The organism is Cytobacillus sp. QJM3NY_8 (assembly GCF_056173585.1).
Window position 1 is genome coordinate 4341639 of the sequence record NZ_CM149681.1, and the last position, 12757, is coordinate 4354395.

Sequence of the window (12757 nt, forward strand, 5' to 3'; positions counted from 1 at the left end):
AAATCCCCAAGGACATTTCCCCCTGGAATTCCACAACCTTTATTACTGTTTGGAGGAATGAATATGCCTGAAAGACGCAATATATACTTTTATCACAAAAAAGATGAAGCAACGATGGAGAAAGTAGCACCGCTTTATAGCCTGGCTGAAGAGCATGCCTTTACCATCGTTAATGACTTCAAACAAGCCAATATCATTGTAAGCATCGGGGGAGACGGAACGTTTTTGCAGGCAGTTCGTAAAACTGGCTATAGGGATGATTGTTTGTATGCCGGGATTTCAACGACTGGCAGCCTGAGCCTGTACTGTGATTTCCATCTCGATGATACCGCGAAAATGGTAGAGGCAATGACAAATGAACAAGTAGAAGTAAGACGCTATCCCACTATAGATGTTACGGTTGATGACCAGACATCGTTTCAGTGCTTAAATGAATTCAGCATCCGTTCTGCCATCATTAAAACTTTTGTAATCGATGTCTTTATCGATGGTTTTCATTTTGAAACGTTCCGCGGGGACGGAATGATTGTTGCCACCCCAACTGGAAGCACGGCTTATAATAAATCTGTAAATGGAGCTGTTGTTGACCCGCTGCTTCCCTGCATGCAGGTGAGCGAACTCGCTTCACTGAATAATAATCGCTATCGCACGCTCGGATCTTCCTTTATCCTGAGCGGAAACAGAAAGCTGACCCTAAAGGTGGTTCAAGATGGCAACGACCACCCTACAATGGGAATGGACAACGAAGCCCTCAGCATTCAGCATGTAGAAAAGATTGATATTAAACTTAGCGACAAAATCATTAAAACCGTAAAACTGAAAGACAATTCCTTTTGGGAAAAGGTTAAGAGGACATTTTTATAAGAAAAGCGGAAGGGCCTTTCCCACCCCAGGCACCTCGAGGGGGGGTAGGCTGCTTGCGCTAGACAGCCTGGCGTTCAAAACTTTATACTTTCTAATTTTTATAAAAAAAGAGTTTCGCAAGATGGTGCGAAACTCTTTTTCTATATGCCAATACCTTTTCCGCGTTTTAGTTTTGTTTCCCAATGGGCAAAGAGTTTTGTTCTTGAAACAGAGTAAATCGTTAAGGCCAGCCAAATAAACATAAAGGAAAGCAAGTGAAGCTTTGTAAAGTGTTCATGATAAACGAAGATCCCCAGAATCAATGTAATTGTCGGCGCAATATACTGCAGAAACCCAAGCATGGACATCGGTATCTTTTGTGCCCCTTTGGCAAAGTACAATAGCGGTACTGCTGTGGCTGCGCCTGCTCCTATAAGGAGCAAGTCGGAGCTTAGCGAAACATGCAGGAATGCCTGTTTGCCATCCATGAAAAGAATAATCATATAAATAAATGCTATCGGGGTCACTACAAGTGTTTCAAGCGTTAACCCAACTGCTGAATCCACCTTTATAAGCTTTTTGGCAAGCCCATAAAGACCAAAGGATAAAGCAAGGACAATGGCTATCCAGGGAAACCGCCCATAGCTGACAGTCAAAATCAAAACCCCTGCAAACGCAAATCCAAAAGATAAATATTGCGCAGTTGATAATTTCTCTTTAAAAACCACCATTCCCAGAATCACACTTACGAGCGGGTTAATATAATAGCCAAGACTAGCCTCAATCATCTGATCGTTATTGACCGCCCAAATATATAAAAACCAGTTGGTGCTGATCAGAATGGAGGCAATTATAAGGGCGTAGAGCTGCTTTCTATTTGTTTTAAATCCTTTCATTGTTGCAGCAAAATCATTCCATTTCTTTGATGCCAGCAAAATCATCAGCATAAAGAAAAATGACCAAAAAATCCTGTTTGCCAAAATCTCATCTGCTTGGACGTGATCTAAAAACTTCCAATAAACCGGGAGAATACCCCATAAAAAGTAAGCAAACCCTGCGTATAGAGCTCCCGTTTGCACTTCATTATTTTTCATTGCCATTTCCTCAATTCTTTCTAGTATCGAAATATTTATATTATAAATCTGCGATAAAAATGTTTGCAATCATTTTTTCTGCTAAAACGAGTGCCAGGCACCTGCTGAATAGGTGCCTGGCACTTTCACTTATGCTTCGTATACTATTATTCCGTCAATAACGGTTTTGTTAACTGAAATGGCAGCAATTTGCCCTATTGGCATTTTAAAGATATCTTCATTTAATATTGTGAAATCTGCCAGATATCCTTCTTTTATAATACCTCTATCATTTTCATGGGATGCAGCATATGCACTGCCTTTTGTGAATAAGCTTACTGCTTCATAAACAGTTAACGCTTCACTTGGATAATAGACTGTATTATGCGGATCATCTATATTTGTTCTTGTAACAGCCGCATGAATTCCAAGGAACGGATTGGCCGGTTCAATCGGTGCATCAGAACCTCCTGCACAATGTATCCCTTCTTTCAGAAGTGTCTTCCATGCATAACAGTACTCCATATGTTCTTCACCAATCCGGTCAATCACCCATGGAAAATCAGAAGCTGTAAATCTTGGCTGGATATCAAGAATTAAAGGCAGTTTTTTAGCCCTGTCTATAAGTTCTTTGCGCAAAATTTGTGCATGAATCAGCCTGTCTCGCCCCAAACCTTCCAGTGGATGCTTTTCTATCGCATTTAATGCCATTTCAAATGCCAAATCCCCAATCGTATGGACGGCAACCGGCAATTCATGCTTGCGGGCTTTCTCCACTAATTCATCAAGCTGCTCCTGTGAATAAATGGCAACTCCCGAAGTGGATGGGTCATCTGCATACGGATGACTTAATAAAGCTGTTCTTCCGCCCAGGGCTCCATCGGCGAATATCTTCATAGCTCCAAACTCTATATGGTTACTTCCCTCTAAATAGCCTCCGCCAGATTCCTTCATTTCATCCGCAACTCCATGATGAACAAGCAGATGTGCACGGAAAGATAGACCATCCGCCTCTATTACCTGCTTGAAAGCCTGATAAGTTTGGCTGAATCCTCCGTAATAATTGAGATCCTCAGTATGTCCTCCTGTCAGCCCAAGCCTATAGGCATCTTTAATGGCAGCATGAAGCGCCTTCTTTAAATAGCTTTCTGATACAGCCGGCATCACATTAAATAAAAGCTCCTGGGCCTGGTCTTTCAAAAGTCCATTTAGTTTCCCAGATTCATCTTTATCGATTACTCCTCCTGGAGGACATTCTGTATCTGCAGTAATGTTTGCTTTTTCTAATCCAAGGGAGTTCACTGCAAGGGCATGTCTGCACACACGTTTCAGCATGACAGGATGCTTTGGAACAAATTGATCAAGTTCTGAGGCATAAATAGGTTCCGGCTGATCCCATAAATTTTCATTCCAGCCTTCCCCAATGACCCACTCTCCCTCTTCTATGGTCTCTGAAAATTCCTTTACAGCCATAAGAACTTCATGCTTTGATGTGTGCTTAGATAAGTCGAGCCTTATTAACCTTTCACCATGCCCGATTAGATGCATATGGCTATCCACAAATCCCGGCAGCATGGTGCTTCCCTGCAGATCTATCTCATTTTGAATCTCTTCTTTATATTTGCTTTTTAAATCTCTCAACGCGCCAATTTCAATAATTTGGCTTCCTTCTGTAAAAACGGCCTCTATCTGATGACCTTCCTGCTGAAGGGTATAAATCGAGCCCCCATGCCAAAGCGTTCCCATAAATCTTTTCTCCTTTAATAGAGTGAAACTTCAATCAGCGGGGATCTTTTTTCCACTGATTGTTAGTTGAGGCCCACAGGAAGCGGGTCACAAAGACGTTGCCACAGGACAAGGCAAGCTGCTGCAGCGATACATCGCACAACCGAAAGCGGTAGCTTTTGGGAGGACGTGGCATTCTTAGTCTTTGTTCTTCTATCGGGCCTTTACGGGCAGTCTGCCCCCAACCAATCCTCCATTGATCACTCTGAGTGTTAAAGTAGGGGTCTTACTGCCCTTAAGCCTGCGATAAACTAAAAGTTCACATTTACCATAGTATAACAAAAATACAGGCGGAATTCCCGCCTGCATTTTTACACATTCAGTTTTGTGCGGAAGCAGTTTCCGCTTCTTTTTTCCGTAATTCCACACGCATGATTTTTCCTGAAGTGGTCTTAGGAAGCTCTGACAGAAATTCAATTTTCCGAGGGTATTTATAAGGAGCTGTCAGTTCTTTTACATGTTCCTGCAGCTGGGAAACAAGATTAGGATCGCTTTGGTCCACACCTTCTCTTAATACAACGAATGCTTTAACGATTAATCCGCGCACTTCATCCGGACTCCCCACAACTGCACATTCAGCTACATACGGGTGCTTTACAAGCGCATCTTCCACCTCGAAAGGTCCAATCGTATAGCCTGAACTGATAATAATATCATCACCGCGTCCTTCAAACCAGAAATAGCCATCTTCATCTTTCTTTGCTTTATCTCCGGTAATATAGTAATCACCGCGGAATTGCATAGCTGTTCTTTCCGGATCTTTATAATAATTTTTGAAGAGCGCAGGAGTTTCGACATGGACAGCGATATCTCCTACCTCACCAACAGCACATACATCACCTTCTTCATTGATAATGTCAACTCTGTTGCCTGGGGTCGGTTTGCCCATTGAACCTGCTTTTAACTCCATATCCTTCGTAATGCCGACCAGCAGGGTATTTTCTGTTTGGCCATACCCATCACGGACATTTACGTTAAAATGCTTTTTGAATGTATCAATCACTTCGCGGTTTAGCGGTTCTCCTGCTGAAACAGCACTATGAAGCGCCGGCAGCTTGTATTCATGAATATTTTCTGCCTTTGCCATCAGCCTGTATTCAGTAGGCGTACAGCAAAGTACGTTTACCTGGTAATCCTCTAACAGCTGCAAATATTTCTTCGGCTCGAACTTTCCATTGTAGACAATTCCGGTAGCACCAGAACCCAGAACAGAAAGGAAAGGGCTCCAGATCCACTTTTGCCAGCCAGGGCCTGCCGTTGCCCATACTGTATCGCCTTCATTAATGCATAGCCAGTTCGGTGCTGCTGTTTTAAGGTGAGCAAATGCCCAGCCATGTGTATGTACTACACCTTTAGGATTTCCTGTTGTTCCTGATGTATATGAAAGGAACGCCATGTCATCCCGGGAGGTGTCAGCCAAAGAAAGTTCATCGGATGCCTTTTTCATTTCCTCATCCAGCTGGGTCCAGCCATCTGCGTTTCCGCCTATCACAAACTTCGGCAGGTCTGCAGCTTCCTTAATATCTTCAAATTGGTCAACATATGGATAATAACTTACAATACCTTTTACATCCCCATGATTAATCCGGTATTGCAGATCTTTCGAGCGAAGCATTTCTGAACTTGGTATGACGACAATTCCGGCTTTTAGTGATGCAACGTAAACCTGATACGCTTCAATCAGTCTTGGAACAATGATCAGAATAACATCCCCTTTATTCAGACCATTTTCCAAGAAAACGTTTCCAATTCTATTTGCATTAAGGATCAGTTCACTGTATGTAATCTCTTTCTTTTCTCCCAGCTCATTTTCCCACTTTATTGCAAGTTTGTCCTTATCTCCGGCAAACCGCTCCATTTCTGATACGAGATTGTATTTCTCCGGTGCAATTAAGTCTTCCCGTTTCATTAAATCTCCCCCTGACAATTTCAAATACTGGTGTCTTAACTCGGATGCGTAGTCTATAGAAATTATTATACTAAATTATTATAAAATTTTAAATTATTTATTTTTTGAAAAATAATTTTTGCGCAAAAATAAGGAGCAGGAATAATTCCTGCTCCTTGTAGCCATATTATTTAATTATCTTTGGAAACCGCCTAATTGCTGTTCAGCCATTTGAACTAAACGCTTAGTGATTTCTCCACCTACAGAACCGTTAGCGCGAGAAGTAGTTTCAGCACCAAGGTTTACACCGAATTCAGTAGCGATTTCGTACTTCATTTGGTCAAGAGCTTGTTGTACTCCAGGAACTAGAAGTTGGTTTGAGTTGTTGTTGTTTGCCATGTGATTTTCACCTCCTTGTGAGTATAGAATGTGTAGAATCACATGGCCATATACACTAATTAATTGGTAATTGTTGTATTATTTTTCGAAGTTAAATTTAACATTTACTGTTTTGGCATATAGATGAATTGCGTTGATTTCAGCACGGGTCACTTGCTTTCAGCGGGGAGGTACGGGAGCCTACCGCAGGACATTGAATACACTTACCCGAATGAACACCGTACGAAGAAAATGCGTCAGCATTTTTCGAGGAGCAAGCCCCCTCCGCTACAATCAACTCAGCGAAATAAAACTTGTATTTAACAATTAACCTGAATTTAGATTAAAATAACTCCCCAAAAGACTCTGCATTACGCGATTGAGGCTTAATAACCATCTTTTCGGTATCCTCAACTGCTTTTGCGATGAGCGGTTCGAAGTCAACAAAGCTTTCGAAGCGGCGGACTTTGTCGCGTTTTGGTTTTGTTTTTGGTGATGATGGGACAAAAACGGTACAGCAATCTTCAAATGGCCTGATGGATATATCGTGGGTATCAATGCTTTGGGCAATCTCGATGATTTCTGATTTATCCATTGTGATAAGAGGCCGAAGGATAGGTGTTGTTGTCACATCATTAATGGCAAACATGCTCTCGAGAGTCTGGCTGGCTACCTGTCCAAGGCTTTCCCCAGTGATGATGGCTAGACCATCATTTTTATTGCGGATTTCATCAGTGATCCGGAGCATCAATCGCCTTGTAGCTGTCATCGTATAATTCGATGGAACCTGCTGATGGATCAGCTGCTGAATCTCTGTAAATGGGATTATATGGAGTACAACGGTTCCAGCAATATTAGCAAGTTTTTCAGTTAAATCAATTACTTTTTGCTTTGCACGCTCACTCGTGAAAGGCGGGCTGTGAAAATGGACAGCTTCAATTTCCAATCCTCTCTTCATGGACAAATAACCTGCTACCGGACTGTCAATTCCTCCAGAGAGCATAAGCATGGCCTTTCCGCTGGAACCTGCAGGAAGTCCGCCAGCCCCCTGAATGGTTTCGCATGATAAATAAGCCGCTTCTTCGCGAACCTCAATTTGCAGATTTATATCCGGTTTTTTTACGTTCACTTTTAGACCCGCCACATTCTGCAGGAGGTGTCCGCCAAATTCATGATTCAGTTCATCCGTATTTAAAGGGAAGCTTTTATCCGCTCTCTTAGCCGTAATTTTGAAAGTCTTTCCTTCTTCAAAATGTTTTAAAAATAACGCCAATGCTGCTGCCTTCATTTCTTCGATATCTTTAGAGGTTTTAACAGCAGGACTGAAAGACTGAATGCCAAAGATGCCCCTAAGTCGATCAGAAACCTCTCTGCCATCTGCCCCATTCAAAACAACGTACATTCGGTCTCTTGTAGATTCTATCTTGATCCCGGGAAATTCATTGAGCACATCGAATATGCTTTTTCTTAATTTATCCACGAACTTATTCCGGTTTCTGCCTTTTGTGGAGATTTCTCCATATCGTATAAGTATACGATCATAATTTATCATGATTTCATAACCTCTCTTAGCCTTATAACGGTCTCTTTTACTGCCTCAACAAAAACCTCTGCCTCTTCCATTGTATTATCATAAGATAAGCTGATCCTGACTGCACTTTTCGCATTTTTTTCAGGAATTCCCATAGCAATCAAGGTGCTGCTGGCAGCAGCTTTCTTTGAAGAGCAGGCACTTGTAGTTGATATATATATCCCGCGCTCTCCTAAAGCATGGACAAACACCTCTGCTTTGAATCCTTCTATGGAAAAATTCACAATATGAGGAGCAGAGTTTTTTTCGGGGGTATGGACAGTAATACCCTCGATTTTATTCATTTCTTCAGAAATATACCTTTTAATAGATATAATCTGGCTTAAACGCCTTTCCATATTATTTATTGTCAGCCTTAGTGCCTTTGCCATTGCTACAATGCCAGCTACATTTTCTGTGCCGCTTCTCATTTTCCATTCCTGATTGCCCCCGGATAATAACGGTGAAAGACGAAGACCATCACGAATGAACAAAACCCCATTCCCCTTCAAACCATGGAATTTATGAGCCGAAATCGTACACAGATCCACACTTGCTTGATAAAGATCAAGAGGAACCTTGCCGATTCCCTGGACATTATCTACATGAAATAACACTCGCGAATGCTTCTTCAGCATCTCTCCAATTTTCTTTATTGGCTGAATGGAACCAATTTCATTGTTTACATGCATGACAGAGACTAAAATAGTTTCCGGTGTAATTTCCTTTTCAATGTCTTCAGCATGGACAATACCGTTTTTATCCGGTGCAATGATGGAGATGCTGAAGCCCAATTCCATCAGCTGATCCATCGCTTCCTTCACTGAAGCATGTTCCAATCCAGTTGTGATAATATGGCGGCCTCTTTTCCTATGCATTAGAGCCGTTCCTTTTATTGCAAGATTATTGCTCTCTGTCCCTCCGGATGTAAAATACACCTCATTATGCTTAACATTCAGCAGATGAGCAATTTGCTCACGTGCCTGCATCAGCAGCCTCTCTGCTTTTCCGCCGAATTCATGCAGGGAAGAGGGATTCCCAAAGTATTCTGAAGAAACCTTTATAAAAGATTCAAGCACTTCTTTATATGGTTTTGTCGTTGCACTGTTATCAAAATAAATCACGGACTTCTCCTTTCCGTTCCGAAAACCCTTTAGCCAACTGTAAATCATATCATAACCACGTAAGATTGGAAATGTAATTAAAGCTTTTGTTTTTAAATATTCATTTCTTTACTATTAAGTTATTCAAGTTTGTCCAGTTTAACCAAATGAATGAATTGCTGCCCCCGTGGAAAGCTGATAATATTGCACTGTGAGTAAAGGACAGCTCCAGTTTATTATCATAAAATACTTAATATTAAGACTTCGTATTTTTTCGACATTTTTTTTAGCACCTGTGCTAATATGAAAATGTTCTAAACATTAAGATATGGAACCATTTTCAGGAGGATATATATGGAGAATAAAACATTGGCACCAAAACAAATTCTCGCCGTCGGACTCATGTTATTTGCTCTATTCTTTGGGGCAGGGAATATGATTTTCCCTCCATTCCTGGGACAATCTGCCGGCACGAATGTATGGACTGCTATTATCGGTTTTTTAATAACAGGGGTCGGATTGCCGCTATTAGGCATTATTGCCATTGCCAAAAATGGAGATTTACAAACGATTGCGAGCCGGGTACACCCTTTATATGGAATTATTTTCACGATTATTATGTACTTAGCCATAGGACCATTTTTCGGAATTCCGCGTACCGGAACCGTTGCTTATGAAATAGGGATTACTCCGTTCTTGTCTGAAACCGCTTTCAATAGCACTTACTCTTTATTGGCTTATACCATTGTCTTCTTTTGCATAACAGCATGGCTTTCTTTGAATCCATCGAAGTTAGTGGATAGAATCGGGAATATTTTCACGCCTGCACTCCTCATAATCCTTGCTGTTCTGGTTATTAAAAGCATCATTACTCCAATGGGCGAATTAAAAGCGCCAATGGGAGCATATGCAGAGGGGCCGTTCTTTAAAGGCTTCATTGAAGGCTACCTGACTATGGATACAATTGCAGCTTTGGTATTCGGTATTATTGTTATTGGTTCAATACAGGGCATGGGTGTGACAAATAAACATTCACTTATGAAAATATGCATTACAGCCGGACTTATAGCAGCTGCTGGTCTTGCGGCAGTATACTTGTCCCTTGCGTATATTGGGGCATCAAGTATGGAAGCTATAGGTCAACTTGATAATGGCGGCGCTATCCTATCCTCTGCTTCTCAGTACCTATTTGGACCTGCTGGAGCATTGATCCTTGGGCTGGCCATTACGGTAGCATGCCTTACAACGTCTGTCGGACTCGTTTCCGCTTGTGCGCAGTACTTTCATAAACTGCTCCCAAAAGTACCTTATAAAACCATTGTCATCATTCTTTCGCTGTTCAGCATGGTGGTTGCAAACATTGGTTTAACTCAGCTGATTCAACTTTCATTGCCAATCTTAATCATAATTTATCCTCTGGCCATCGTGCTGATTCTGCTTTCTTTTATGCACAATGCGTTTAATGGATACTCGGCGGTATATATAGGGGCTTTAATTCCCACAGGCTTAATTAGCATTGTGGATGGGTTAAAAACTGCTGGAATGGATGTATCCGTCATCACAGACTCATTGCAATTCCTGCCATTCTTTGCTGAGGGAATCGGCTGGATTGTACCTGCCATTGCAGGAGCTGTTATAGGTTACTTCCTGGCAATGGCTTTCGGAGAAGCTAAAAAGCCAATTGCAGTAAATGACTAAAGACCAAAGGCGGAAGCGCCTTGATGGATGAACTTCAACTAAAAACCGCCACGTCCGGTGGCGAACGTTAAAGCCGGCTTATCCTGTGCAAGTCCCGCAGGCATAAGACCGAATCACACAGGAAACCTCCTAAAGCTCGCTTTGGCCGGGCGATGTATCGCTGACGAAGCGGTTCCTTGTCCTCATTTCTGGAGTGATTTGGCTTATGACCCGGGAGCTAGGCGCTGGAGCTAAATGCAGATAATTTTTCATTAAAGTTATTTACAACGATATATTTTATAAATTACCAGACAACAAAAAACCAGATCCAATCGGATCTGGTTTTTTAGTGCTCAGTTATTATTTCTTCTATTCTCTTGATCGCACCCGGCTCGACCTCTTCGATCGAAGCTGCAGCCTGCTCCAGTGCTGTTTTATATTCATAGCTTCTGAATGAAGCTTCTGCTTCCTTTAACCCTTTATCAATAGATGGATATCTGCTTCTGTACCGATTTCCATATTGAATGACTTTCTCTGCTAAAAGAATCGTCTCAATCATATCACCCACTGAATCAGCAGCCTTATCAACAGTAAGCACAGCAACTTCAAGATATTGCTGAACCGCAGGAATATTCAATGGTTTCTCATCGAGTTTAGCCAGCACATTATCTATGCTTTCTTTCGCATCCTGGATCAAATATTTATATTCCTGGGAAACACCGGGCACATTGTTTTTGGAGATAAGCCTTATCGTTTCTGCCACTTTCTTGCTTAACTCTTTGACTTTTTCCCTGGCAGACATCTCGTCTTTTCTTAAGGCCTGGAGCATTTCCGCAAAGGCTGTCTGCTCATCTGAAATTTCCTCAATGTGTTCCTTGATTTCAGCAAGTTCTTCTTTCAAGACAGTATGGGGAGTACTCCCGTTATTAATCTTATGCTCCAGCACTTCGAATTTTTTGAAGAGCTGAGTTATTTTTTTCTCCAGGTGGATTTGAATTTCCAGATCCTTATCTGGAACATGATAGCTATGACGGATAGCCGTTATCTCTGTCTTAAGCTGATTATTCATATCTTTATTATTATAAAGCATGTTTCTTGTTGCATCATCCTGCTGGCTTAAGTAATGTCTGGCATGTACTTCCTTTTCGAGCAGATCATACAAAAGTTCAATATTATCTTTAATCTCTTCGACCCCTTTTTGAACTTCCTCGATTTGCGCCTGATCAATGGAGCCGGCATATCCTGTTACTTGTTCTTCAAGCCTCTCAATTTCTTTATCTAGTTGAAGGTGATCAAGCAGATACCCCTGATCCAGCATTTCCTTGTACCCTTCCCTTAACTCTTCCAGCTGGGAAGGGATCTTGGATTGACACTCAACCATCAGGTTTGGAATAGCTTCCATTTTAGCCTGAGAATCCTCAAGCAGCGCTTTGATCACTAGAAGGGTTTCACGAGCTTCAAGGTAATTGCCCTTCTCGGTTTTCTCATCGAATTCTTCAAATTTGGCCAATGCTTCATCCAGCTGTTCTTCAAGAATTTTTTCTGATTTACCGAATGTATGGCGATGCGCAAGCAGAGACTTTTTGCATTGGCGATACATTTCTTTCAGTTCTTCAATTTCCGCTCTATTTTTTTCTTCACTGCCTACCAGCTCATTCAATTCACTCAGCAGATTTTTTATGCTTTCTTCAATCTCAGTTAATCTCTTCTCTATTCTCTGCTGAACTTCCTGGGAATTCTTAAAGCGGTATTTATCGATGCTCTCTTCAGCATCAAATAACAATTCCTCCACATCAGGAAGCTGTGAAGTTACGATTTCATCCCATTCATTTCTCCATCGCTCAAATAATTCTTCTGTCTGGCCCGTCATATTAAGCTTTTTCACTCTTGACATCTCATCTAGAACTGGGCGATCCGTTATGTCCATCTTCCATGTTTCCAGCCTGTCAATTTCCTTATAATGTTTTTTCTTTAAAAAATAACCCGTGAGATATAGGCATAAAAGAATGACTATAACTCCAATTATGTATTCCATTTTAAAGCCCCCTGTTCTGTTCCCGAGCCAATATGTATATGTAAAGTTTTTATTTAAGAAATAACAAATGCCCGCAGGCGTTTCTTCATTTTCACATGTTATTTTCAATGCTTTTATGATACCATGTAAACGACATTTTTTGACTATTTATTTCATATTTTTATGAATTTCTTCTTTTATATCTTGTCTAAATTGCTATTTTCGGAAAATAACTGGAACATCCGTATTTTTTATTGAACTATATGAACTGTTCAAATACAAACAATTCGCTTTTTATAAAAGATTTCCTTCTTTATTTAAGAGATAAGTTAAAAAGTGACTTGAGTACTGTATTTTTAAAGTGAAACTTCAAACAGCGGGATTTCTTCCCCACTGTTTTTTAGTTGAGGCCCACAGGACAAGGAA

9 protein-coding genes are annotated in these 12757 nt (G+C 41.1%); 2 read left to right on the forward strand and 7 right to left on the reverse strand.

Going from position 1 to position 12757, the window contains the following annotated elements; all coding sequences use genetic code 11:
• Nucleotides 1-63: 63 nt before the first annotated feature.
• Nucleotides 64-864 (forward strand): NAD kinase, encoded by an 801-nt coding sequence (locus AC0VZ9_RS22275; protein WP_019383061.1) that lies wholly within the window; start codon nt 64-66, stop codon nt 862-864.
• Between the two features lie 140 nt (nt 865-1004).
• On the opposite strand, the gene rarD is transcribed toward AC0VZ9_RS22275, so the two are convergent.
• The 6 genes from rarD to AC0VZ9_RS22305 form a co-directional block, all read right to left on the reverse strand.
• Nucleotides 1005-1937: an EamA family transporter RarD gene (gene rarD, locus AC0VZ9_RS22280; RefSeq protein ID WP_026041818.1), complete on the reverse strand. Its 933-nt coding sequence runs from the start codon at nt 1935-1937 to the stop codon at nt 1005-1007.
• Between the two features lie 129 nt (nt 1938-2066).
• Nucleotides 2067-3662 (reverse strand): amidohydrolase, encoded by a 1596-nt coding sequence (locus AC0VZ9_RS22285; protein ID WP_217025970.1) that lies wholly within the window; start codon nt 3660-3662, stop codon nt 2067-2069.
• Between the two features lie 358 nt (nt 3663-4020).
• Nucleotides 4021-5610, reverse strand: a complete 1590-nt coding sequence (gene mbcS / locus AC0VZ9_RS22290; RefSeq protein ID WP_009333298.1) for an acyl-CoA synthetase MbcS — start codon at nt 5608-5610, stop codon at nt 4021-4023.
• A 174-nt stretch (nt 5611-5784) separates the two neighbouring features.
• Entirely contained in the window at nt 5785-5988 is a 204-nt protein-coding gene (locus AC0VZ9_RS22295) for an alpha/beta-type small acid-soluble spore protein (RefSeq protein ID WP_009333300.1), read from the reverse strand.
• A 322-nt stretch (nt 5989-6310) separates the two neighbouring features.
• Complete coding sequence (thiI, locus tag AC0VZ9_RS22300; RefSeq protein WP_009333302.1) at nt 6311-7519, reverse strand: tRNA uracil 4-sulfurtransferase ThiI; 1209 nt, start codon at nt 7517-7519, stop codon at nt 6311-6313.
• The gene (locus AC0VZ9_RS22305; RefSeq protein ID WP_251156449.1) at nt 7516-8661 is read right to left on the reverse strand and encodes a cysteine desulfurase family protein; all 1146 of its coding nucleotides are present in this window, start codon (nt 8659-8661) and stop codon (nt 7516-7518) included. The genes thiI and AC0VZ9_RS22305 overlap by 4 nt, the downstream gene beginning before the upstream one ends.
• A 333-nt stretch (nt 8662-8994) precedes the next feature.
• Here AC0VZ9_RS22305 and brnQ point away from each other — a divergent pair, with 333 nt between their 5' ends.
• Nucleotides 8995-10338 carry a branched-chain amino acid transport system II carrier protein gene (gene brnQ / locus AC0VZ9_RS22310; RefSeq protein ID WP_019383057.1) on the forward strand — a complete coding sequence of 448 codons (1344 nt, stop codon included), beginning with the start codon at nt 8995-8997 and terminating at the stop codon, nt 10336-10338.
• A gap of 325 nt (nt 10339-10663) precedes the next feature.
• Here brnQ and ezrA read toward each other — a convergent pair whose 3' ends face one another.
• Entirely contained in the window at nt 10664-12352 is a 1689-nt protein-coding gene (gene ezrA / locus AC0VZ9_RS22315) for a septation ring formation regulator EzrA (RefSeq protein ID WP_475396734.1), read from the reverse strand.
• Nucleotides 12353-12757 lie beyond the last annotated feature (405 nt).